16 protein-coding genes are annotated in these 24,719 nt (G+C 34.7%); 11 read left to right on the top strand and 5 right to left on the bottom strand.

The window, feature by feature from the left end:
• Window positions 1-216 precede the first annotated feature (216 nt).
• The 4 genes from Q73A0000_RS00070 to Q73A0000_RS00085 all read left to right on the top strand — a co-directional run bounded on the left by Q73A0000_RS00070 (window position 217) and on the right by Q73A0000_RS00085 (window position 6,576).
• Window positions 217-2,373: a glycoside hydrolase family 97 protein gene (locus tag Q73A0000_RS00070; protein ID WP_193812063.1), complete on the top strand. Its 2,157-nt coding sequence runs from the start codon at window positions 217-219 to the stop codon at window positions 2,371-2,373.
• Window positions 2,374-2,714: 341 nt separating this feature from the next.
• Window positions 2,715-4,577: a glycoside hydrolase family 13 protein gene (locus Q73A0000_RS00075; protein WP_193812064.1), complete on the top strand. Its 1,863-nt coding sequence runs from the start codon at window positions 2,715-2,717 to the stop codon at window positions 4,575-4,577.
• A 15-nt stretch (window positions 4,578-4,592) separates the two neighbouring features.
• Window positions 4,593-5,114 (top strand): nuclear transport factor 2 family protein, encoded by a 522-nt coding sequence (locus Q73A0000_RS00080; protein ID WP_193812065.1) that lies wholly within the window; start codon window positions 4,593-4,595, stop codon window positions 5,112-5,114.
• Window positions 5,115-5,178: 64 nt separating this feature from the next.
• Window positions 5,179-6,576, top strand: a complete 1,398-nt coding sequence (locus Q73A0000_RS00085; RefSeq protein ID WP_193812066.1) for an MFS transporter — start codon at window positions 5,179-5,181, stop codon at window positions 6,574-6,576.
• Window positions 6,577-6,805: 229 nt separating this feature from the next.
• Here Q73A0000_RS00085 and Q73A0000_RS17125 read toward each other — a convergent pair whose 3' ends face one another.
• The 3 genes from Q73A0000_RS17125 to Q73A0000_RS00100 form a co-directional block, all read right to left on the bottom strand.
• Window positions 6,806-7,027 (bottom strand): DUF488 domain-containing protein, encoded by a 222-nt coding sequence (locus tag Q73A0000_RS17125; protein ID WP_193812067.1) that lies wholly within the window; start codon window positions 7,025-7,027, stop codon window positions 6,806-6,808.
• A gap of 166 nt (window positions 7,028-7,193) precedes the next feature.
• Window positions 7,194-7,694, bottom strand: coding sequence for a hypothetical protein (locus tag Q73A0000_RS00095; protein ID WP_193812068.1), 501 nt, complete (start codon window positions 7,692-7,694; stop codon window positions 7,194-7,196).
• A 533-nt stretch (window positions 7,695-8,227) separates the two neighbouring features.
• The gene (locus Q73A0000_RS00100; RefSeq protein ID WP_193812069.1) at window positions 8,228-8,761 is read right to left on the bottom strand and encodes an RNA polymerase sigma factor; all 534 of its coding nucleotides are present in this window, start codon (window positions 8,759-8,761) and stop codon (window positions 8,228-8,230) included.
• 95 nt (window positions 8,762-8,856) lie between these two features.
• Here Q73A0000_RS00100 and Q73A0000_RS00105 point away from each other — a divergent pair, with 95 nt between their 5' ends.
• From Q73A0000_RS00105 to Q73A0000_RS00135, 7 genes are all read left to right on the top strand, one after another.
• Complete coding sequence (locus tag Q73A0000_RS00105) at window positions 8,857-9,951, top strand: FecR family protein (RefSeq protein ID WP_193812070.1); 1,095 nt, start codon at window positions 8,857-8,859, stop codon at window positions 9,949-9,951.
• An 18-nt stretch (window positions 9,952-9,969) separates the two neighbouring features.
• Complete coding sequence (locus Q73A0000_RS00110; RefSeq protein WP_193812071.1) at window positions 9,970-13,524, top strand: SusC/RagA family TonB-linked outer membrane protein; 3,555 nt, start codon at window positions 9,970-9,972, stop codon at window positions 13,522-13,524.
• Between the two features lie 21 nt (window positions 13,525-13,545).
• Complete coding sequence (locus tag Q73A0000_RS00115) at window positions 13,546-14,943, top strand: RagB/SusD family nutrient uptake outer membrane protein (protein ID WP_193812072.1); 1,398 nt, start codon at window positions 13,546-13,548, stop codon at window positions 14,941-14,943.
• A 26-nt stretch (window positions 14,944-14,969) separates the two neighbouring features.
• Window positions 14,970-16,124 (top strand): TlpA disulfide reductase family protein, encoded by a 1,155-nt coding sequence (locus tag Q73A0000_RS00120; RefSeq protein WP_208458793.1) that lies wholly within the window; start codon window positions 14,970-14,972, stop codon window positions 16,122-16,124.
• A gap of 111 nt (window positions 16,125-16,235) precedes the next feature.
• Window positions 16,236-18,224: a protein-disulfide reductase DsbD family protein gene (locus tag Q73A0000_RS00125; RefSeq protein WP_193812074.1), complete on the top strand. Its 1,989-nt coding sequence runs from the start codon at window positions 16,236-16,238 to the stop codon at window positions 18,222-18,224.
• Between the two features lie 171 nt (window positions 18,225-18,395).
• Complete coding sequence (locus Q73A0000_RS00130) at window positions 18,396-21,326, top strand: M16 family metallopeptidase (protein ID WP_193812075.1); 2,931 nt, start codon at window positions 18,396-18,398, stop codon at window positions 21,324-21,326.
• A gap of 236 nt (window positions 21,327-21,562) precedes the next feature.
• On the top strand, window positions 21,563-22,285 hold the full coding sequence (locus tag Q73A0000_RS00135; RefSeq protein WP_193812076.1) for a pirin family protein: 723 nt from the start codon (window positions 21,563-21,565) through the stop codon (window positions 22,283-22,285).
• Between the two features lie 75 nt (window positions 22,286-22,360).
• Here the strand turns inward: Q73A0000_RS00135 and Q73A0000_RS00140 are convergent, their stop codons facing one another.
• Both Q73A0000_RS00140 and Q73A0000_RS00145 read right to left on the bottom strand, forming a co-directional pair.
• The gene (locus tag Q73A0000_RS00140) at window positions 22,361-23,233 is read right to left on the bottom strand and encodes a DUF808 domain-containing protein (RefSeq protein ID WP_193812077.1); all 873 of its coding nucleotides are present in this window, start codon (window positions 23,231-23,233) and stop codon (window positions 22,361-22,363) included.
• A gap of 314 nt (window positions 23,234-23,547) precedes the next feature.
• Window positions 23,548-24,612: a Gfo/Idh/MocA family oxidoreductase gene (locus tag Q73A0000_RS00145; protein WP_193812078.1), complete on the bottom strand. Its 1,065-nt coding sequence runs from the start codon at window positions 24,610-24,612 to the stop codon at window positions 23,548-23,550.
• Window positions 24,613-24,719: the final 107 nt, after the last annotated feature.

The following is a 24,719-nucleotide window of genomic DNA, read 5'->3' on the forward strand; positions in this document are numbered from 1 at the left end:
CAGAACCAAATTCAAATAAAGAAACTGTTGCTTTTTAGCAGCAGTTTCTTTGTTTTTAAAGATAAAGATACCTGAAATAATTGTTTGTTAGTCGCAATTTCTCTAAATTTATTGATTCGAAAAAACCGTGATGAAATCTCCATAAATAAACTTTGCAATCACGCAATAATGAAGGTTGGTGATTCCATATGATTTTGAGAAAATAAATATCTACTTATGAAAAATTTTACAATATCCGCACTTTTTCTTGTGATGGGAAGTTGCATTCTCAACGCACAATCTTTAAAATCTCCCGACGGAAAGTTCGAAATGAATTTCCAGTTAAAAGCGGGAGTTCCTTATTATGATCTTAAATATCAAGGTAAAACGATAGTCGAAGATTCCAAATTAGGATTAAGATTATTAAAAGATGGAGATATTAAATTCGCTTCGGAAATTGAAACCTTAGCCGGAAAAGGAAAAGATTTAGATAATGGTTTTACTAAAACTGCAGAAAAATACGATTCCAAAAATGAAACTTGGGATCCGATCATGGGAGAAAAAAAATCTTATATCAATCACTATAATGAATTAGCGGTAACATTAGATCAAGCTTCAAACGACCGTCATATTATCGTAAAATTCCGTTTATTTAATGATGGTTTAGGTTTCAGATATGAATTTCCGGAGCAGAAGAATTTGAATTATTTCATTATTAAAGAAGAGGATTCCGAAATCGATTTACCGACCGATATGAAAGCTTGGTGGCTCGCCGGAGATTACGACACCCAGGAATACCAAACGCAAACTTCCAATCTGTCCGAAGTTCCCGCAAAATGGCCAACTTCTTATGATGGAAATGCCTCGCAGACTTTAATCAAGAATGCGGTGCAAATGCCTTTAATGTTAAAGAAAGAAGGCAAAGATCAGATGTATATAAATATTTCAGAAGCAGCAGTAATCAATTATGCAGCCGCAAATCTGGAATTGGATGCAACCAACTTTAAATTTAAAACGCACTTAACTCCCGACGGACAAGGTGCCAAAGGATATATTCAAACACCAGCAGTTTCTCCTTGGAGAACAATTATCGCCTCGCCAAAAGCGGAAGAAGTTCTGGCTTCAAAAATGATTTTTAATTTGAATGAACCCACTCAATACAAAGACACTTCTTACATCAAACCGACAAAATACATGGGCGTTTGGTGGGAAATGATTATCGGAAAATCACAGTGGGCATATTCTACAGCAAACAATGTTCACATCGGAATTACAGATTTTTCCAAATTAACGCCCAACGGAAAACACGCCGCCAACAATATCAAAGTAAAAGAATACATCGACTTCGCTTCAGCAAACGGTTTCGACGCTTTATTGGTCGAAGGTTGGAATACCGGTTGGGAAGATTGGTTCGGTCACAGCAAAGAATTCGTTTTCGATTTCATCACGCCGTATCCGGATTTCGATATCAAAATGTTGAATGATTATGCCCATTCAAAAAATATCAAATTGATGATGCACCACGAAACTTCCGGATCCGCAACCAACTACGAAAGATGGGCAGATTACGCCTTTAAATTAATGAATAAATACGGTTACGAATCAGCGAAAACCGGCTATGTCGGAAATATTATTCCGCGTGGCGAACATCATTATTCGCAGTGGACCATCAACCATTATTTAAGAATTGCAGAGAAAGCCAACGATTATAAAATCATGATCAATTCTCACGAATCTGTTCGTCCGACCGGTTTAAGCCGAACTTATCCAAATTGGGTTGCCGCAGAAGCAGCACGTGGAACAGAGTTCGAAGCATTCGGTGGAAACAATCCTGATCATCAAACCATTTTGCCGTTCACCCGTTTTATCGGTGGACCGATGGATTACACACCAGGAATTTTCCAGACCAAACTCGATTATTATTTTCCTGGCGATACCAGATTCGTGAAAACCACTTTGGTGAAACAGCTGGCCTTATATGTGGTCATGTATTCTCCGCTTCAAATGGCGGCCGATTTACCAGAAAATTACGCCAAACACATGGATGCTTTTCAATTCATTAAAGACGTTGCGGTAGATTGGGACGATACCAAAATTTTGTCGGCAGAGCCGGGCGATTATATTCACACTGCGAGAAAAGCCAAAGGAAAAGACGAATGGTATGTTGGTGGAATCACCGATGAAAACTCCAGAAACTTTACCGTAGATTTCTCATTCCTTCCAAAAGGTAAAAAATACGAAGCGACAATTTACGCAGATGGCGACGATGCTGATTACATCAAGAATCCGCAATCATATAAAATCTACAAGAAAACCGTTACCAACAAATCAAAACTTCCAATGAAGTTAGCAAGAAGCGGTGGTTATGCAATCTCCGTAAAACCCACGAAGTAAAAATCACTTTACGTAAATTAAATAAAGAAGAGTGAAAATTCCCCTCCTTTGGAGGGGTGGCAAAATTCGAAGAATTTTGACGGGGTGGTTAAGAATGCAATTGAGTTGGGCGCCTTTTTCCGCCCTCCGTTCCCGCTTTTTTTGTTCCGCTTTGCTACACAAAAAAGAGCTCCACTCAGGTCGGGGCGTAGATTCGGATAATCAAAATCACACTTTGTCAAATCGAAGATTCGGCGTAGCCAAAGTTTAAAATCTTTAACAAAGTTTTATAAATAACAGATATGTTGTTATCAACCTTGTCAAGGTTCAAAACCTTGACAAGGTTATTTTAAAAGTAACCTATGAAAAAACATTTTACGTTTCTCTTTCTATTATTGGTGGCGATTTCCTTCGCTCAAATCCAGAAAGTAGAACCCGCCTTTTGGTGGCACGGAATGAAAAATCCTGACCTCCAGATTTTAGTTTACGGAAAAGATATTTCAAAATATCAGGTCGAACTTTCCGATAATATCAAAATAAAAGATCTCACAAAAACCGAGAATCCAAACTACGTTTTCATCACGGTAAATACTGATGAGGTTCAGAAATCGTCTTTTAAAATCAATTTTAAAAACGGAAAAAAAACAGTCGATTCTTACACTTACGAACTCAAGAATAGAAAACCTGGTTCTGCGGACAGAAATTCATTTTCTTCAAAAGACGTTATGTATTTAATAATGCCTGACCGATTTGCAAATGGCGATCCTTCCAACGATTCACAACCAAATCTCACCGAAAAAGCAAACCGTAATTTACCAAGTGGAAGACATGGCGGTGATTTGCGCGGAATCATTAATAATTTAGATTATTTACAGAATTTAGGAGTTACAGCACTTTGGCTCACGCCCGCAAATGAAGACAACGAAAAAAATACTTCTTATCACGGTTACGCTCAAACTGATTTATACAAAATCGACGGCCGTTATGGAACCAACGAAGAATATTTAGAGCTTTCCCGCGATCTTCAAAAACGTGGAATGATGTTAATTCAAGATTATGTCACCAATCACTGGGGAATTTCGCACTGGCTCATTCAGGATCTACCGACCAAAGACTGGATTCACCAATTCAAAGACGGCGAAGGAAAATACGGTTTCAAAAGATCCAACTACAGAACAACTTCTCAGTTCGATACCAACGTTTCGGAAATCGATAAACAGGAAGCCTTGAACGGTTGGTTCGATACCACGATGCCGGATCTCAATCAAAGTAATCCTTTGGTTTTAAAATACCTGACCCAAAATGCAATCTGGTGGATTGAATATGCCGAACTCGGTGGTTTGCGCGTCGATACTTATCCGTACAATGATAAAGTTGCGATGGCAAAATGGGCAAAAGCAATTACAGATGAATACCCAAAGTTCAATATTGTCGGTGAAGCGTGGATGTATAATCCGGCTCATATTTCTTACTGGCAAAAAGACTCGAAGATTTCAGCCATCGAAAATTATAATTCTTACCTTCCATCTGTCATGGATTTCACTTTGTTTTCAGACTTACCAAATGCGTTGAAAGAAGAAGAAAGTTGGGACAAAGGAATGATCAAAATCTACAATTCTTTTGGTAACGATTTCCTTTATCCAGATATCAATAATATTTTGGTATTCTTTGAAAACCATGATACAGAAAGATTTAACGAGATTTTTAAAGGTGATGTTCGTTATTACAAAATGGCGATGTCTTTAATCGCTACCGTTCGCGGAATTCCACAAATTTATTACGGCTCCGAAATCGGAATGCAAGGTGATAAGAATAAAGGTGGCGACGCAGATATTCGTAGAGATTTTCCCGGTGGTTGGAAAGGTGATTCTCAAAATGCTTTCAATCCTGAAACTCAAACTTTAGAACAAAAAGAATTTCACGATTATACCCAAAAACTATTAAACTGGCGAAAAGGAAAAGAAGTCATTCACACTGGAAAAACCAAACATTATATGCCAAAGGAAAAGGTTTATGTTTACTTTAGATATAATGACAATGACAAAGTAATGGTCATTATTAACAACAATGAAAAAGAGCAAACCTTTAATCTGGATCGATTCGCTGAATCTTTAAATGGCGTTTCAAAAGGTAAAGATGTTATTTCCGGAAAAGAATTTTCTATTTCACCACAAAATAAAATCAGAATTTCAGGAAAATCTTCATTAATTTTAGACCTTCAATAATTATAATTTTTAATAATGAAAAAGAATATAGCATTTACCTTCATCGCATTTCTATTGGTTTTCTCTAATTCACTTTTCGCGCAGAAAAAAGGTTTTTATGAAAACGTTCAGAAAAAAAATGTGAGCAAAGTTTTAGATGATTTGAATTTATATGCTTCAACCGCCGACTTTAAAAATTATTTCAATCTTTACGCTGAAGAATCAACGTTCATAGGAACTGATGCGAATGAAGTTTGGAATAAAAAAGAATTCATGGCTTATTCCAAACCACATTTTGATAAAGGAAAAGCCTGGACTTTTACTTCTTTAAAAAGAAACATCACGTTTAGCGCAGATGGAAAATACGCCTGGTTCGATGAATTACTCGATACTCAAATGAAACTATGTCGTGGAAGTGGCGTTCTCGAAAAAATCGGAAACCAATGGAAAATCAGACAATATGTTTTATCCATGACGATTCCAAATGAGGTCAACAAAGAAATTATCAAAATAAAAACACCGATTGAAGACGCTATAATTTCTGATTTAAAGAAATAGTAATTCCGTTTTTTTTACACTCAACATTTAGCATCCGACATCTACCACCCAACACCTAAAAAACATGGCTAAAAAAATAAAACCAAATCTTTCCATCGCTCAAATCATCAACATGAGCATGGGTTTTCTCGGAATTCAAATGGCATTTGGATTACAAAACGGAAACGCCAGTAGAATCCTCGCCAACTTCGGTGCAGATGTTCATGAACTTTCTTGGTTCTGGTTGGTCGCGCCAATTACGGGCTTACTCGTACAGCCAATTATTGGTCATATGGGCGATAATACCTGGTCTGAGAAGTGGGGAAGAAGGAAACCTTATTTTCTCATCGGTGCGGTCTTATGTGCTGTTGGTCTCGTATTCTTGCCGAATGCTGCCTCTGTAACAGCCATGATGGGTGCAAGTGTTTTGCTCTTAGCTGTGATTTTTCTAGCCATGATGGATGCTTCCATTAATGTTGCTATGGAACCTTTCCGTGCTTTGGTTGGGGATATGTTACCAAAACATCAGGGAACTTTAGGATTTGGGGTGCAGACTATTCTCATTGGAGTTGGAGCAGTGATTGGTTCTGAAATGCCAAACTGGCTAACGAAAATGGGCGTGTCAAATGTTGCAGCGGACGGTTATGTAGCGAATAATGTTATTTACGCATTTTACGTTGGCGCTGCAGTGCTGATTATTTCTATACTTTACACCATCCTTACAACAAAAGAATATTCGCCTCAAGAATTTTCAGAATTCTCTAGTGATGAGCCAAGTACAGAACAGTCAAAATTATCAGATATTTTCAAAGATTTTGCGAAGATTCCACCATTGATGAAAAAATTAGGGGCCGTACAATTCTTCTCCTGGTTTGCTTTATTTACGATGTGGGTTTTTACAACAAGTGCTTTAGCAACGCATCATTTCGGTCTTTCTCCGCAGGATACAAAATCGTTAGAATATAATCAAGCCGGAGATTTGACCGGACATTTATTTGGATTGTATAATTTATTTGCGATTCCGTTTGCCTTTCTTTTAACACCAATTGCAAAAGCGATCGGTAAAAAACAAACGCATGCCTTGGCTTTGTTTTGTGGAGGTTTAGGATTAATTTCGATGTTCTTTATTAAAGATACCAATATGCTTTGGATATCAATGGTCGGATTAGGATTTGCCTGGGCGAGTATTCTTGCAATGCCTTATGCCATGTTAATCGATGCAATCCCGCAAAGAAAAATGGGCGTTTACATGGGGATTTTCAATTTCTTTATTGTAATGCCACAAATTATCAACGGTATTTTCGGTGGACCAATTGTGAAAAGTTTATTTGGAAATATGGCGATGGATTATGTGGTAGTCGGCGGAGTTTGTATGTTGATTGCTTCAGCGGTCACCATGTTTTTGATTAAAGGAGAAGGGAAAGAAAATCCAGATGATATTGAAATAGATCTTAGTAATTCTCAAGTAAATTCGAGATTGTAATTTTAAAATTAAAGAAAACTTTAGGATGAAATCTTTTTTAATCACATATAAAACGGGCAGATTTCTGCTCGTTTTTTTATTATTGATTTCTCTCTATTTAATGAAAATGTTTCTTTAGAAAAAATTTTAAAACAGGAGTTTCACTTATGGAGATGTCTTTTACAGAGGTCATCAGCGTGATTGTTTCCTGGGTTTTAATCTGATTTAAAAAATCTTCAAGTTCAGAGTTTTACTTTAGTTCCTTTAAATATTTTTTGCTGAATTCTGCAAAATCGATCTCTTGTCCGTGATACGATTTACGCAGTTCTGTGGAAGGTGCAATTTCCTTTGCCCATAAATCAATATGCGCATCTTCCTTTTTCATTCCTCGTGGCCAAAGTCGGTCGGCAAGAATTCTGAAACCATCTTCCTGTTCAGGTTTATCGTAGATTCTTTTTTCTAAAATTTTCATCTTTATAAATTTTATTAAAATTAATGAAAATGATTTATTTTCTAACTCTTTGAACTTTAAATCTTCGAATGTAACCTTTGAAATTTCAATATTTAATTTCATAAAACGATTAAATAAAAAAAGCGAACAAAAAAATGCCCGCTTTATTGTAGATTTAATATTCTTACTATCCTTCTTCTTCCTCCGTAACTGTAGATTCTTTTTTGCATTCCGCAGAACAATGAGAGCAACTGCAATTCCCTCCAAATATTTCGGCATTGCATCCGTGTGCACATTGAGTTGATGTGCATTTACAAGTTTTTCCTTCACTAATCAATGCTGTTTCATCACCGTTCGTAGAGAATATATGTGCTATACTTATTCCATTTGTTGATTTTGCTTGCAATACATAAATAGGCTTATTAGCGTCTTTTTCATCCTTTTCGGATTGAGTTAGTTTTCTTAACTTAATATCAGATAGTTTTTGATTTTTTTCAAGTCCAGCATCTCTGCTTATTCTATCAATTATCTTATTGCTCGAAATGTCTCTATTTAAATCGGACTTTGTAGTAAATCGATTTGAAAGAGGATTTACAGTATCAATCGTTTTAAATGCCTCTCTTGCTTCACAAGAAAATAATATTATTACCAATAATAAAATAGATGAGAAATTAAATAGTGTTTTCATAATAAATAATTTATTTGGTTATTATAGTAAATGTATAAAAAAACGTTTATGATTGTCAAATTAGACAAAATTGATGTTTTTTTTTATTAAGTTTTAATATTTTTTTGAAAATGAATTGAAATTTAACAATTATTTTGAGTAGTGTCAATGTTTTTTAAGGTAGTATATTTTTTATGATTCATTAAAACATAAATGCTTTACTGTAATTAAATTATAGATAATAAAAGCGGACAAAAAACGACTGCTTTATCGTTGATTTAATATTCTTACTATCCTTCTTCCTCCATAACTGTAGATTCTTTTTTGCATTCAGCAGAACAATCAGAACAACTACAATTTCCTGGGTGGTATATTTAAAAAAAACGTAATTAACAAAAAATAGACTTTCAGTTAAATTGAAAGTTTCTTATCGTAAATCAATGTTTTTCAATATGTAAGATGGTACTTTTGTTAAATAATTAGAGCGCAAAAAATTTTTAAAATAAAAAATCGCATTAACCTTTTACTCAAATTCCCAAAACAATTTTCTGATTTTATTCATTATTAAACGCTTCTCTAATTTGCCGCAACGCTTTGGTCATATGGTTTTCTATGGTTTTGGTAGAAATGTTGAGTTGCTCCGCGATCTCTTTATATTTCATTCCCCGTACTTTGCTGAGGATAAAAACTTCGCGGCATTTCGGTGGTAATTTATCGATTTCCTTTCTTATTTTATCTAAAAGAATTTGATTGTCTTGCTCTTCTTCTAATTCGTCAATGGCTTCGATGACGGAATCTTCTATATTCGGAAATTTACTTTTTTTTCGCAAATACATTAAATATTCATTGTAGGAAACTTTATATAAATAGGATTTCAAAGAGATTGTTAAAATGATTTTATCCCGCTGTTCCCAAACTTTTATCATCGTACGCTGTACAAGTTCTTCTGCTAAATTCTCATCGCGCGACATTCTGGTGATGAATTGGGTGAGTTTGGCAAAATATTCCTCGTAAACTACTTTAAAGGCAGTTTCCGAATTGTCTTTAATAGCGTCAAATAGCCTTTTGTCGTCTACAATGCCAAACAATGTGAGAAATTTTTAAGATATAATTAAAAAAAATAAAAAATAAGTAGGGGATTATGAAAAACGATGCATCATACCAATAAGCAAATGTACTTCTTATGAATCAAAATCCCGAAATTTTTAAAATTATTACCGATTATTTCTCTAATGAAATTTCGGAATCTGATCGACAGATTTTAGATGAATGGTTAAAAACTCCTGAAAATAAAAAGGTTTTTAAAGAGTATGCAAAAGTGAATTACCTCTATACCGCCGAGCCTAATTACAAGATTTTAAAATTACCTGCCAGATCAAATGTATTCGCCAGAAAGATGATGAGATATGCAGCAGTATTTTTATTAATCGCCGCAGTCGGAATTTATTGGAAAGTAAATACTAATAATGCATCCTCACCAAGTCCCGAATTTATAAGTGTTGCTATCAACGGTGTATATCAAAATTTTGAAAATACGACTGAAAATAATATTCTGATAGACAAGAATAAAGTTCAGTTAGCAAGTTTAGAAAACGGAACGCTTCGTTTGACGGAGAATAAATCAAAGTCTAATTTAATCATTCATGTTCCGAATGGTAAAAACCTGAAAGTAATTTTGTCTGATGGTTCTGAAGTTTTATTAAATGCTGGAACTCAGATTTCATTGCAAAGTGATTTTATAAAAAGTGATTCCAGAAAAGTGACTTTAGTTGGTGAGGCTTTTTTTGAAGTTGCTAAAGATCCTGCGCATCCTTTCTATGTGATGACAGATCAGTTTACCACTAAAGTTTTAGGAACAAAATTCAATATTTCGTCTTATAAAAATCAACGCGAAACTTTCGTGAATCTTGTTGAAGGAAGAATTGAAGTTAACGGTAAAAAAATTGCCACCAAAAAAATATTAGCTCCCGGTCAGAAAATTTCTTTTAATCCTTCTGATAAAATGTCTGCGGTAGAATTAGCGAAACCACAACAGGATATGGATTGGTTGAACAAAGAAATTTCTTTTGAAAACAGTTCAACCGATGAAGTTTTAAATAAAATCGAAAGAGTTTATGGGCTTCAAATTATTCGCAACCGTGTTGAAGTTGAAAATTTCCACTTCTCGGGAACTTTTAAGATCGAAAACTTAGATCAAATTATTAATAGTTTAGAAATTTTATTGAATTGCAAAATTCAAAAAGATGGATCTAAACTCATCCTAATTTCAAAAAATTAAAACAAACAAACCAGTAAAATGAAGAAAGTTAATCATGGCAAGAAGACATTTCCCAATGTCCGCTTAGGTATCGCCGCCAGTTTTTTATTGTTCGGTCTTTCAAGTGCTCAGATTTCTGGGCAGGGTGAACCGGTAACGATTGAAAACGCATTCAAAACAATCGAACTAAAAACAGGTTACAGTATTTTCTATAAAAAAGAATTACTGAATGCCAATACCAAAATTAATCTTGAAAATCAAGATGACAATATTCAAAATTATTTAGCCGAGCTAACTAAAAAAACAGGATTAAAATTTACCACCGTAGGTAAACAGATTATTGTTAACGAAATTTCTGAAATGAAAGTTTCGGGAAAAATTACTGAACCAAACGGGCAGATCGCTGTAAATGCTGCTGTTAAGAATCTTAGCCGTTCATCCTCAACTGTAACAGATGACTACGGAAATTTTTCGATATCCGCTAAATTAGGTGATATCCTTCAAATTTCTAAAGGAGCTCTTTCTGAGAAAGTAACGGTGCAATCCAACACTTTGGATTTTGTCCTTGAACCACTTTTAACTGAATCGGAAAATGAAACTGCATTAGAAGGGATATTAATCACTGGATATCAGAGAATTGATCCTAATAAAGCAGCCGCTTCTTACACGACTGTGAATATGCAAAATTTCCAAAGAAGAGGAAATGCAGATATCATTAGTTCATTAGAAGGTTTAACGCCAGCTTTAACGGTTTATTCTGATCCTTCAAATCCTGGTTCTAAACTATTTAATTTAAGAGGTGTTGCGACACTTTCTGGGAATACAAAACCGCTTATCGTAGTTGATGGATTTCAGTATGATGGTGATATCAATAGCATAAATCCTTACGAAGTTGAAAGTATTACATTATTAAAAGATGCTGCTTCTGCTTCTATTTATGGTGCAAAATCAAGTAATGGTGTTATTGTAATTACTACGAAAAAAGGAAACAAAGGGAAAACTGTTTTCAATTATACGACCAATTATTCAATCAGTGATAAAGTTGATTTGGGGTATGTGATGAACCGTGTGAATTCTTCTCAGTTGGTAGATGCACAAAGCGTTTATCCTAAAGGAGAAATTAATGCTGGAGGTTATTTATATGATTATGAAAGTGATTCTGCAGATCCTTATAATTATTTAGGGAATACTTATTCTGGTTCAAAAAACGAGGTTTATTTATTATATGCTGATTTGCAACAAGGCAGAATTACCCAAGAACAGTTAGATGCAAGATTGAACATATTGCGTGGCCGTGATAATACCAATGACATTGCGAGACTTTATCTACAAACCCCAATGGTTACTCAGCATAATATTTCTGCATCTGGCGGTGGTGATAATTTTAAATACCGATCTTCTTTGAATTATACTAAGGAATACGGTAACATTCAAGGTTCTCAAAACAATAGAGGAATTTTCGATTTCGTAAGTCAGATTAATTTGAGCCCGAGATTAACGCTTGATTTAAGTACGAACATCACTTTGGGTCAGGAAAAAGCTAAACCAGTTGATTTTTACAGCAATAATCCTAGTGATTTAAGCAGTATTTTCAAAATCAGTTCATATCAGAATTTTTATGGTGCAAACGGTGAAGCATTATCGGTTTACAAACCAATTAATTATGACCCGACCAATGGTCCTGGTGGAAAAGAACCTTTTGAAATTCAAAGATTAAGAGAATTAGGTCTTTATGATGAAACTTTCTCTCCGGTAAATGATTTTAATAAATATTCGAACAATACAGAAAGCTGGACGTCAAGGGTACAGGGAATGTTCAATTATAAAATCACCTCCGATTTGCATTTGAAATTTGGCGGTCAGTACATGAGAAACAGCATCAATAATCAAAGGATTGCTGATGGAGATTCTAATGAAATGGCATCATTGTTAAATAATACCACAGCACTTTTGGAATATACAGGAGGCGTGAAGAAAATGTATCTTCCAGTTGGTGGTAGAAAAATTGAAGGCCAAACGAATATTACTAATTATTTATTAAGAGCTCAAGCTGATTACGACAAAAAATTTGGTGATCATTATATTAATGTAATTGCAGGTGCCGAATTACAAAGTAATCATACCGTAGGTACAGTAAGTGATTTATTTGGGTACAGCAGAACAAGTAATACTTTCGTTCAGGCAGATAAAATGTTCTTGAACTCGATTATTTTTGATACTTATAATCCTGGTGGTTATATTGATGGTGTGCATTTATTCGATGAATTGATTGATAGCAATGACCGATTTGTTTCGATGTATGCTAATGCGAACTATTCATTCAAAAATAAATATATTTTAACTGGAAGTGCCAGAATCGATCAATCGAATTTCTTTGGTACAGATCCTAAATACCGTTACAAACCTTTCTGGTCAGTTGCTGGTAAATGGCGTGCTGGTCAAGAAGAATTTATGGGCGGTGGCGAACGTACAGTAGACCTTAGAGCCTCTTACGGGGTGAATGGAAATATCGCTAATAAATACGGACCTTATGATGTAGGCCGAATTGTTCAGGGGTATATTACCGATTACACCGCAGGACTTAATATCGAAAATTATAAAGTAAATGATTTAAGATGGGAGCGTACCAATATTTTAAATTTAGGTGCAGATCTTTCTTTCTTTAACAAACGTTTGAATTTAGCACTTGATTATTACAAAAAGGATTCTCATGATTTACTTTCAATCATCGATGCCGATCCTACTCTAGGTGCTTCACCAATTATCAAAAATACCGCATCAATTGTTAATGACGGTTACGAGGCTTCATTGACTTCTAGAAATATTACTGGTGATGATTTCCGTTGGGACACCCAACTTAACTTTAGATATAATAAAGGAAGAGTGACTGAAGCTTACACCGATCAATCAGGTGTAAGATCAGTTCTAGGAAAAATTCAGAACATTCAAGGTTTCGAACCGAATTCTATCATGGTACTTGATTACGCCGGAGTTGATGATCAAGGTTACGGTTTAATTAGAACGCAAGATGGTTCATTGGTTCAGGTAACTAATAATTCATTTGGTGAGAAATTCTCTAAAGCTGATTTAGTTTCTGGTGGAACAACTTTACCAAAATATACATCTTCAATTAATAATAATTTCTTTTACAAAGGATTTGGATTATCATTCATGTTTGTATACCAAGGAGGATTCTCTATGTTGAAAGACAGTTATAATGGAGAAGCTTTAATGGATGAAGTTTCTTTAGTTAATGCTGATGCAGCACACGCTTGGACTCAACCTGGTGATGAATTGACTACCAATATCCCAAGAATCAACAGCACATTCCCTTATTCTTATGTTGCTTATTCTACCAAGAATATTGTTGCTGGAGATTTCATTAGACTTCGTGATGTAGTTGTAAGTTATACCATTCCAACGGCAATGAGTAAAAGCTTTGGTTTCTCTGAATTCACTGTAAATGTAAGAGGGAACAATTTATTTTTATGGACTAAGAATAAAGAAGGAATAGATCCGGAATCTCAAGGTTTAGGTTTAAGATATTATAAAATTCCAAAAACAATTAGTTTAGGTCTTAACGTTAGTTTTTAATCAAAATAAATTATTTAAAAAATGAAAAAATATATAGTACTACTGGCGAGTTCGCTGCTTCTATTTTCGTGTAGAGATTATTTGGATGTTGTTCCTTTAGGATATGTAATTCCTACCTCTGTTACCGATTATGAATTGTTATTAATCGGTGGAGACAACGGTCCCAACTTTACAAGCAACGAAGATGTGTTGCATTTAACCAATGATAATTTCTATCTTTCTACAAGTGAAGTAGGGAATGTTAATAATAACTTGAATACCAACTTTGCTCTTTATTCTTGGAGTAATTATAGATTCTCTGATCCAACTGTTTCTAACACAGCCTGGAACAGTGCTTACAGAAATATCTACACTTATAATAAAATTATTAATGAAATTGATAATGCTACTTTAGAAGTTGGAGATACCGAAGAAGCAAGAAAGCAAGTTAAAGCACAAGCCTATTATGGTAGAGCTTATGAATACTTATTTTTGGTGAATACCTTCTCTAAACAATATAACAAAGCTACGGCAAGTACAGATTACGGAGTACCATTGGTTTTATTGGCAGATGTTACCCAAACTTTACCTTCACGCGGAACTGTTGCAGGAGTTTATGCCCAAATTATAAGTGATTTAGAATTGGCTTTACCTCATTTACCAGCCAAGGCGAAGATTCTTCTTTTACCAAATATCGGTGCAGGTTATGCCTTGATGTCTAGAACTTATCTTTATCAAAATGATTATGCCAATGCTAAGAAATATGCAGAATTGGCTCTTGCAAAAAAATCGAACATCGTAGATTATACGCAACCCGATTTCTCCAACTTTGATTTAGCAATTAAAAATAACGAGCAGTACGCAACTCATTTTATGTTGCAACCTGGGAACGGTTATTTAAGTGAAGATGCGATGACATTGTTCCCGCAGGAAACAGGTGACGATAAAAGGTTAACCGAACAGTTTTTTGAAATCCCGGTTATGCAAGATGGCGAATTCGTCGGCTTCCAATATATAATGGGAACTTATGATTACAATTTCAAAGGAACAACTTCTGTTTCTGTACCAGAAATGATGATCACGTTAGCGGAAGCTGAAGCAAGACTTGGTAATCCTGGTAAAGCAATTGAATTGCTTAACAACTTGAGAAATAAAAGAATTGATGGAAACGAAGATCTTTCTGAAGCAGATTTCGATAGCCCTAATGATTTAATTAAATTTTGTTTAGACGAAAGACGTAGAGAAATGATTTATTCAAATACCCGTCTTTTCGATTTAAAACGTCAGAATTTAGAACCAGCTTTTGCAAAAACAACTTTGCACAAAATCGAAGGTAAAAACCCATTAAGTTTTACAGCAGCACCGAATACCAATCAATTGGTAATTCCTATTCCAGCTCAAGTATTAAAATTTAATCCAGGAATGCCTCAAAACCAATAATTTAATTATTTATGAAAAATTATAGAATGAAAAAATTCACAAGAAGCTTTATTTTACCAGGAGTCATTGCGCTATTTGCAATTTCTTGTAACAAAGGAAAATCCGAGTATCATTTAACTGCCACACTTCCTGCTAATATTAAAGCAGATTCTCTTTATCTTTTAGATTACAAAGGAGATAAAATCGGCGGCGTTGCAGCTGATAAAGAGGGAAAATTTGTATTCGTAGGGAAAACTACTGAAGCTGCCCCTGCTGGAATCTCTAACGAGAAACTACATCTTTATATTCCATTTATTTTGGAAAATGCAGATATCTCAATTGATGTTAAAGACACGGATATGAACACTGATATTAAAGGTGGCGAAATCCAGAGCATCGTTTATGGTTATGAAAAAGATCCTAATTACGAGAAATTAAATCTTGAACGTAGAAAAGTTTCAAAAGAACAGTTTACGAATCTTGATATGACCGATGAGCCGAAAGTAGAAGAAGCTCGAAAAATCGTAAACAAAGTAGGTGATCAGGTTTATAAAATCAAAAACGATTACTTGAAAAAAGTTGTTGCAGATGATAATCCACCAATGGCGAAAGCGATTGCCTCTACCATGATTAGTGATAGAGATTACACTGCAGAAAAAATTCTTGCTAGACTTGATAAATACAAGAAAGAAATTGGAAAAAGCGATTACATCACGTATTACGAAAAAATGATGAATGAGTTTAAAACCATGGAAGACAATGCTAAAACGGTTACCGTTGGAAGTGATTTCAAAGACGTTATGGGTAAAACTAGAAATGGCGAAGAAATTAAATTATCAGATTTAGTTGCGAAAAACAAATATACCATCCTGGAATTCTGGGCAAGTTGGTGTGGTCCATGTCGTGGTGAAATCCCGAATTTGAAAAAAGCGTATGCTAAATACCATGGTAAAGGACTGGAAATACTTTCGGTTTCATTAGATTCTAAAAACGCAGCTTGGATTAAAGCTTTGGATGATGAAAAAACGGTTTGGCCTAATATTAATATTGAAGGCGAATTCCAAAATCCACAAGTTGTGAATTACGGAATTACAGGAATTCCTGCCAGTTATTTAATTGACCAAAACGGAAAAATCGTTGCTTCAAACTACGATCTTCGTGAGTTCGATTTAGATCGTACACTTTCTAAATTCATCAAATAAAATTATCCCTTAAAAACTGCTGGTTGTACAAAGATCTGGTTTCTTCATATCAAATTTTTCATGACCATTTCGCAGCCAGCAGTTTTTTCTAAAATCAAGTTCCTTCCTTTTATGAAAAAGTTTTTTTTCCTATTTATAGGACTGTTCAGTCTTTTATTTACAGCACAGGTTAAGGATCCCGTTAAGGTTGACTTCAAAATTAATCCGTTAGGAGATAATATTTTTGAAGCAGTTTTTCACACGACGATCGACCAAAATTGGCATATTTATTCTAAAGATTTACCTCCCAACTCCGGGATTCCCACTGAAATTACAATTTCCGGTGAGGATGTCGAATTAATCGGTAGCGTAGAAGAAGTAGGTGAAAAGCATGATGAATATTCGAAAGCTTTTAAAGCAAGAATTATTTATTATTCTGGTTCCGCTGATTTCAAACAAAAATTTAAGGTTAAAGATCCTTCAAAATTAGCAAAAGTAGATGCTGAAATTTATTACCAAACCTGCGACGACAAAATCTGTCTCGCACCAAATACTTTAAGTTTCGAAAAATCAATCGAAAACGGAAAAGTTTTAGAAGAAGCAAAAACTGACTTGCAAAATGCAGCCGGAAATCAAGGTGATAACATCAAAGTCGCAAGTTTGGAATTACAAAATCCACTTACCGATTGTGGAATTGCTGCTGAAACACCTTCTGAAAATTACTGGTCTTATTTATTGTTAGGTTTTATCGGCGGATTAATCGCGTTGTTAACTCCTTGCGTTTTCCCAATGATTCCATTAACCGTTTCGTACTTTACAAAAGGTTCGAAAGACAAAGCAAAAGGAAAAAGAGACGCGTTTATTTACGGATTTTTCATCCTGTTGATTTTCGTTTTATTAAGTATTCCTTTTCATGTTATTGATGGAATTGCAGGAAATATCTTTAATGAAATCTCAACTTCAGTTTGGCTGAACGTTGCGTTCTTCGTGATTTTCTTGTTCTTTGCCGGAAGTTTCTTCGGATATTATGACATCACTTTACCAAGTTCAATTGCTAATAAATCTTCGAAAGCAGAAGATGCAGGCGGAATTGTCGGTATGTTTTTTATGGCCTTAACTTTAGTTATTGTATCATTTTCTTGTACCGGACCAATTTTAGGAAGTTTGTTAGGGAGCGCTGTTACAGGATCCGCAAATGTTCCAATGTTGCTGACTTTTGCTTTGGCAGGTTTCGGCGTAAGTTGGGCAATCGTTTTCGGGTTGTTAGCGTTATTCCCACAAGCACTTCAAAGTTTACCAAAATCTGGTGGCTGGATGAATACCGTAAAAGTAGTTTTAGGATTTATCGAATTAGGTTTAGCATTAAAGTTTTTATCAAAAGCAGATTTGGTTACGAAAACATTTTTATTAAAAAGAGAATTGTTTATCGGATTGTGGATCATCATTACCCTTGGATTGGTTTTATACTTATTTGGTTTAATTAAATTTCCTCACGATGACAAAAAAGCAAAAATTTCAAATGCTAGAAAAGTATTTGGAGTATTAGGTTTAGCATTCTTTTTCTATTTAATTCAAGGTTTAGTTCCATCAGAAAGACCAAGATTACAATTGCTTTCAGGGATTTTGCCTCCAGTAAACGTGAGTTATTTCCACAATGAAGAAGACGGAATTTATGGAATGCATCCGGAACTCGATTTCTTTACTGCTTTAGAATTAGCGAAAAAAGAAAACAAACCAATCATGATCGACTTCACTGGTTACGGATGTGAAAACTGTCGTAAAATGGAAGAATTCGTTTGGAATGAACCCGATATTTTACCAACGCTTCAAAATGAATTTGTCCTTGTATCATTATATGTTGATGATAAAGAAGCATTGCCAGAAGATCAACAAACAACGATTGATATGGGCGGTGGCAAAATGAAAAAAATTAAAACAATTGGCGATAAGTGGAGTATGTTCCAACAAGTCAACTTTAATAATAATTCTCAACCGCATTATGTATTGGTTACGCCGGACGGAAAAATTATTAACAATCCAGTCTCCGGTTATATGCCAAAAGCAGATTTCAAAAACTTCTTGGAATGTGGTTTAGATTATTTCAAAAAAAATAAAAAATAGGAGATTGTCGTGAAGTAATTCTCTTGCAATATTTGCTAAGTGAAATGCCTTTGCGCCCTTAAAAACGCACGTAAAACAGCATGTTTGTAAAGATAGTCTTTGCGCCTTTGCGTTTAAAAAAATCCGCTGTAATAAAAAGAAACTAAAAATAAAAAATAAATAGAAAGTTAAATGAAAAGAATTAAATGTTTATTTATTCTACTGTGTGCACTGGGAACTTCGGTTCTCAGTAATGCACAGGAGCATGTGTGGAAAACAGAAACATCAAATGGTTACACGTATAAATATGTGACCAATGATCCAATGCAAGCGCGTTTCTACACCTTAAAAAATGGCTTAACCGTCATTTTAAGTCCGACAAAAAAAGAACCAAGAGTTCAGGCTTTTATGGCCATCAAAGCCGGAAGCAAAACAGATCCTTCTACCAATACAGGTTTAGCGCATTATCTGGAACATTTGATGTTTAAAGGAACCGACAAATATGGTTCACTGGATTGGGCAAAAGAAAAACCTGAATTAGATAAAATTGACGGTCTTTACGAAAAATACAATAAAACGAAAGATGAAGTTCAAAGAAAAGCGATTTATCATCAAATCGATTCTATTTCTGGCGTAGCGTCAAAATATTCCATCGCTAATGAATATGATAAAATGATGAGTTCGATGGGAGCGCAAGGAACAAATGCGTTTACCAGTTTCGAAAAAACCGTTTATACCGATGATATTCCGGGGAATTCTTTAGATAAATATTTAGCAGTTCAAGCGGAACGTTTTAGAGCGCCGGTTTTCAGAATTTTCCACACGGAATTGGAAGCCGTTTACGAAGAGAAAAACAGAAGTTTAGATAATGACGGAGCGCGTGCTTTTGAAACAATGTTGGCCAACCTTTTCCAAAATCACAACTACGGAAAGCAAAGTACGATTGGTACCATCGAAGATTTAAAAAATCCTTCTTTAGTTGAAATTAGAAAATACTACAATAAATACTATGTTCCTAATAATATGGGCTTGGTACTTTCTGGTGATTTTAATCCGGATGAAGTGATTAAAAAAATAGATCAGGATTTTTCATTTTTAAAGAATAAAGAAATTGCTCCTTATACTTTTCAACCGGAACAACCGATTACAACTCCGATTACAAAAGTAGTTACCGGTCCGGATGCTGAAAAAATTATGATTGGTTATAGATTACCAAACAATAAAAGCAAAGATATTTTGATCGCTGGTTTAGTGGGACAAATTTTAAGCAACGGTAAAGCCGGACTTTTAGATTTGAATTTAGTGAAGAAACAGAAATTGCTTTGGGCTTCTGTTAGCGTAATGCCGTTGATTGATTATGGAATGTTTGTAGTTTCTGCAGCACCAACTTCCGGGCAAACTTTAGACGAAGTGAAAACTTTATTGTTCCAGGAAATCGACCGTTTAAAAGCAGGGAATTTTGATCAGGAATTGTTGACTTCAATTGTCAATAACATGAAGAAGAGCGAAATTATGGAAAGCGAAAGTTACAGCACTCGAGCAGATGCTTTGATGGAAGCGTTCAGTGACGAAGCAGATTGGAGAGATCAAGTTGCCGGAGTTGAAGATATTTCTAAAATCACGAAACAGCAAGTTGTAGATTTTGCCAATAAATATTTTGCCAATAATTACGTTGTCGTTTTAAAGAAACAAGGAGAAAGTCCCGCAATGGCGAAAATTGAAAAACCAATTATTACGCCAGTAGAAACCAATGCTGATCAACAAAGTAGTTTTGTGAAAATGATTGATGCACTTCCTTCAACAAAGGTTAGTCCAGTCTTTTTAGATTATGATAAAGATATTCAGCGTTCTAAAATTGGTAAAGCAGAAATTCTTTACGTACCGAATAAAGACAATCAATTATTCAGACTTCGTTACCGATATAAAATCGGAAAAAACAATGATTTAAAACAAGATTTAGCAGCAAAATATTTGTCGTTCTTAGGAACAGATAAAAAATCGTCTGAAGCAATTTCTAAAGAGTTTTACGAAATCGCAAGTAGTTTCAGCATTTTTACTGCAGAAGATTTTACCATGGTAACCATCGAAGGTTTACAGGAAAACTTCGATAAAGCCGTGAAATTGTACGAAGATTTAGTTTTGAATGCGAAGCCGGATGAAGAAGCATTAACTTCTTTAAAAGCCAGACTTTCTAAATCCAGAAACGATGTTAAAAATAATAAAGGTGCGATTAGTCAAGGATTAATCAACTATGCGATGTATGGAAAAGACAATAAGTTTAATTATACTTTTTCGGATGAAGCGTTGAATAAAGTAACTTCTAAAGAGTTATTAGAATCAATTAAAAAATTAAACAGTTACGACCAAATTATTATTTATTACGGTCCGGAAAGTTTGAAAAAATTGACTTCAACCTTGAAAAAACTTCACCCAGTTCCAGCAAAGTTTGCGATGCCAAATGCACCAAAAGTATTTGTTCAAAAACCTACAGATAAAAATGAAGTTTTATTTGCGGACTATGAAATGGTACAGGCAGAAACTCAGTGGACAAGAACTGGCGGAAACTTTGATCCGAAATTGCAGCCGCTTGTAACGGTTTTCAATAACTATTTCGGAGGCGGAATGGGAACAATTGTAAATCAAACAATTCGTGAAAGTAAAGCTTTAGCTTACAGCACTTATGCGATGTATGTTGCGCCACGTAAAAAAGACGACAAGTATTTCGTAACCTCTTACGTTGGATCGCAATCTGATAAATTTAGAGATGCGACTAAAGCGATGAACGAATTATTGAATGATTTACCGCAATTTCCGGAGAATCTTGCTTTAGCAAAAACGCAAACTAAAAAAGATATTGAAAATGAAAGAATCACGCAAGATGATATTATTTTCGATTATTTAGGAGCAAAAGATTTAGGAATGAATACCGACATCAGAAGAGAAATTTATAATCAAGCAGGCGCTGTGAATTTCACTGACCTTAATGATTTTTTCAAAAAGAATATTGCTGGTAAACCTTATATCTATTCAGTTGTTGCTTCAGAGAAAAATTTGACAGAAGCCGATTTGAAAAAATTAGGAGACTACAAAAAATTAACGCTGAAGGAAATCTTCGGTTATTAATTACCGAGATATTTTAAAAGCCATTTTTAATGGTTCATAAAATAGTTTATATTGTTATGGAAAGAGTTCGGTATTGCGCCGAACTCTTTTTTTATGTTTTTTAAATTAAATCAAACTTTATTCAAATTGAATATTCTCTTCTTATCTTAAATCAATGTTTTTCAACTGGTAAGATGGTACTTTTGTTAAATAATTAGAGCATAAATATTTTTAAAATAAAATAAAACAGAACAGATATGAAAACAGTTTATCACAAATCAGATTCGAGAGGTTTTGCAGACCACGGTTGGTTAAAATCTCACCACACTTTTAGTTTCGCCAATTATCACAATCCTGACAGAATGCACTTCGGAGTTTTACGCGTTCTTAATGATGATCAGGTCGCTTCAGGAATGGGTTTCGGAAATCATCCGCACCGCGATATGGAAATTATTTCGATTCCGTTAGAAGGTGATTTAGAACACAAAGATTCTATGGGCACAACTTCCGTTATTAGAAAAGGAGAAATTCAAGTCATGAGCGCCGGAACTGGCGTACAACACAGCGAATACAATAAAAATAAAGACGAACTCGTTAAGTTTTTGCAGATTTGGATCATACCAAACAAAATGAATGTAGAACCGCGTTACGATCAAATCAGCATTAAAGAAGGTGAGAAGGTAAATGATTTCCAGCAGATTCTTTCGCCAAATCCAGATGATGAAGGAGTTTGGATTTACCAAAACGCCTGGTTTAATTTAGCAAAATTCGAAAAAGGAAATGCAAAAGAATATCAGTTACACGATTCCAAAAACGGCGTTTATATTTTCGTTTTAAGTGGTTCAGCCAAAGTTGGCGAACAAAATTTAGAAACCAGAGATGGCTTCGGAATTTGGGAAACTGAAGCGTTTACTTTAGAAGCCACAGAAGATTCAGAAATTTTATTAATGGAAGTTCCGATGGATTTGCCGAGCATGTAATCATTCTTTTAAATAAGATAAAACAAAAAACGGATTGCAATGATGCAATCCGTTTTCTTTATTATTTAAAAAAAATTATTTCTTGATTAAAGAATAAACTTTCTTTCCAGCACTTACGATAAAAAACATTGCTAGACCTGCTACAATTCCGTACAGAGCGTGTTTCCCCATTTCAGTCACGTGTGGTAAAAACCGGTGAACCAGTTCTATATTATGGTCAAAAATTCCACCTGAAACCAATAACAATGCAATCGTTCCAATAATCGATAAGGCTTTTATAATGATTGGCAATGCTTTTACTAAAGATTTACCCAACAAATTAAAAAATCCTTTGTTGTGTGATTTTTCAATAAGTTTATAACCTGCGTCATCCATTCTTACAATCAAAGCAACAATTCCATAAACTCCAACTGTTGCTAAAATTGCAACGATAGAAACGGTTATAATTTGTATCGGTAAAGATTTTTCTAAAACCGAACCTAAAGCGATAATCACAATTTCTAAAGACAAAATAAAATCCGTCGTAATCGCTGATTTGACTTTGAGTTTTTCAGCAGTTTCCGCAGTTTCGCCATCTTCAATTTCTTTGATGACTTCTTCGTGTTTATCTTTTTTATGAAAGAAATATTCGATGATTTTCTCCACGCCTTCATAAGCCAAATAAAGTCCGCCCAAAATAAGAATAATCTTAATGGCTGGTGGAAATATAAACTGCAGCAAAAATGCAATTGGAATAATAATCAACTTATTCACAAAAGAACCTTTCATAATCGCCCAAAGAACTGGGACTTCTCGTGATGATAAAAAACCGGTGGCTTTCTCGGCATTCACGGCTAAATCGTCGCCCAATATTCCTGCTGTCTGCTTAGTCGCCACTTTCGAGGCAACTGCAACATCGTCCATTAAGGCAGCAATATCATCTAATACCGCAAAAAATCCTGAAGCCATATCTTTTTGTTTGTCGCAAAAATAGAGAATTTTTAAAGATAATAATTGTGATCTAAAATTAATTTAAAGCATTTTCAATATCATAAAGAATCTGCGTAATCACCTAAGTGTGAAGAATTTATTTAGGAATTGTTGATAAACATAAATCACTCATCTTTTAAGCAAAAAGGGACAAAAGATCATAACGTAAAAAAGTTCTTCAGAAGAAAGAAAAAGGAATCGTTTTATCAATACTACTTCTATAAACTATGGAGTAAACCCTATTAAAATCAACCTTTTGCGGTTAAAATGATGAAATGACTTCTTACGGTAATTTAGAAATCCCTCAAATCAACAACCTGTCCTTCCTTTGAGCTTTCCAAAGAGGCTTCAATGATTTTCATATTCTGAATAATTTCTGAACCAGGTGAAGGTAATGGATATCCGAAAACAATATGTTCGTAAATCTCCTGATAGTAATTCATGTAATTGCCGGGTTCGCTGGAAGTTAAGATTCTTTTTGTGTCGGAATTTTCGTTTAGATAGTTAAGAATTCCGTCCGGTTCGTTTAAAGGTTTTGTCCAGTCTTCGTTGAAAGTTGGAATAGCTCCAGCGACCAATTCATTTTCCTGATCGTCGGTTCTTTCCTGTAAAAAACTTCCTTTATTGCCGTGGAGAATATAAGCGTAATGCGCTTCTTTGCTAAAGACCGAAGATTTTAAACGAACGCGTAAATCATTTTTATAGTAGAGCAGGATTTCAAAATAATCATTTGCAAAAGCTTGACCTTTCATTGAAAATACATCGGCAAAGAGTTTTTCCGGGAAACCAAAAAGTTGAGTTGCCTGATCGATAAGATGTGATCCCAAATCATGAACTGAGCCGGAACCTTTCAGCTGTGGATTTTCTTTATGCTCTTTTGCGCTCGGTTCTGTACGAAATCTATCGAAACGAATTTCGACTTCTTTTAAAGATCCTAATTTCCCTTCTTCTAAAATATTTTGAACCTGAAGATAATCACGGTCGAATCTGCGGTTTTGATAAACACTTAAGAAAAGGTTTTTTTCTTTTGCTAAATTCACTAAAATTTCAGCTTCTGAAACATCTACCGTAAAAGGTTTTTCTACAATCACATTTTTCCCCGCTTCCAGAGCCATTTTTACATATTCGAAATGGGTTTGAACGGGTGTGTTGACAACCACTAGTTCAATATCGGCATTTTGAAGCATTTCTTCCACAGATCTGAAAATAGTGGTTTCGGGATATTTGGCTTTTGATTCTTGTTTGGACCTTTCCACAATTGCGGACATGAAAAATCCGGGATGTTCTTTTAAAAAGGGTGCGTGAAATACTTTTCCACTCATTCCAAAGGCGCAAAGTCCGACTTTTACCAGTTGCATATATTTAATTTTTAACAAAGATATTTATAAATAATGTTGTTTGCGAAGGAGTGTAATTTATTCGGTGACAAGAAAAACAACCTGTAATTTTAGCCCCGATGGAAATG

Source organism: Kaistella flava (ex Peng et al. 2021), assembly GCF_015191005.1.
Classification (GTDB): Bacteria; Bacteroidota; Bacteroidia; order Flavobacteriales; family Weeksellaceae; genus Kaistella; species Kaistella flava.

What these genes read in the sequence shown, in the direction of transcription:
- Q73A0000_RS00070 (WP_193812063.1), top strand. Translation starts at nt 217, where the DNA reads ATGAAAAATTTTACAATATCCGCACTTTTTCTTGTGATGGGAAGTTGC.
- Q73A0000_RS00075 (WP_193812064.1), top strand. Translation starts at nt 2,715, where the DNA reads ATGAAAAAACATTTTACGTTTCTCTTTCTATTATTGGTGGCGATTTCC.
- Q73A0000_RS00080 (WP_193812065.1), top strand. Translation starts at nt 4,593, where the DNA reads ATGAAAAAGAATATAGCATTTACCTTCATCGCATTTCTATTGGTTTTC.
- Q73A0000_RS00085 (WP_193812066.1), top strand. Translation starts at nt 5,179, where the DNA reads ATGGCTAAAAAAATAAAACCAAATCTTTCCATCGCTCAAATCATCAAC.
- Q73A0000_RS17125 (WP_193812067.1), bottom strand. Translation starts at nt 7,027, where the DNA reads ATGAAAATTTTAGAAAAAAGAATCTACGATAAACCTGAACAGGAAGAT.
- Q73A0000_RS00095 (WP_193812068.1), bottom strand. Translation starts at nt 7,694, where the DNA reads ATGAAAACACTATTTAATTTCTCATCTATTTTATTATTGGTAATAATA.
- Q73A0000_RS00105 (WP_193812070.1), top strand. Translation starts at nt 8,857, where the DNA reads ATGAATCAAAATCCCGAAATTTTTAAAATTATTACCGATTATTTCTCT.
- Q73A0000_RS00110 (WP_193812071.1), top strand. Translation starts at nt 9,970, where the DNA reads ATGAAGAAAGTTAATCATGGCAAGAAGACATTTCCCAATGTCCGCTTA.
- Q73A0000_RS00115 (WP_193812072.1), top strand. Translation starts at nt 13,546, where the DNA reads ATGAAAAAATATATAGTACTACTGGCGAGTTCGCTGCTTCTATTTTCG.
- Q73A0000_RS00120 (WP_208458793.1), top strand. Translation starts at nt 14,970, where the DNA reads ATGAAAAAATTCACAAGAAGCTTTATTTTACCAGGAGTCATTGCGCTA.
- Q73A0000_RS00125 (WP_193812074.1), top strand. Translation starts at nt 16,236, where the DNA reads ATGAAAAAGTTTTTTTTCCTATTTATAGGACTGTTCAGTCTTTTATTT.
- Q73A0000_RS00130 (WP_193812075.1), top strand. Translation starts at nt 18,396, where the DNA reads ATGAAAAGAATTAAATGTTTATTTATTCTACTGTGTGCACTGGGAACT.
- Q73A0000_RS00135 (WP_193812076.1), top strand. Translation starts at nt 21,563, where the DNA reads ATGAAAACAGTTTATCACAAATCAGATTCGAGAGGTTTTGCAGACCAC.
- Q73A0000_RS00140 (WP_193812077.1), bottom strand. Translation starts at nt 23,233, where the DNA reads ATGGCTTCAGGATTTTTTGCGGTATTAGATGATATTGCTGCCTTAATG.
- Q73A0000_RS00145 (WP_193812078.1), bottom strand. Translation starts at nt 24,612, where the DNA reads ATGCAACTGGTAAAAGTCGGACTTTGCGCCTTTGGAATGAGTGGAAAA.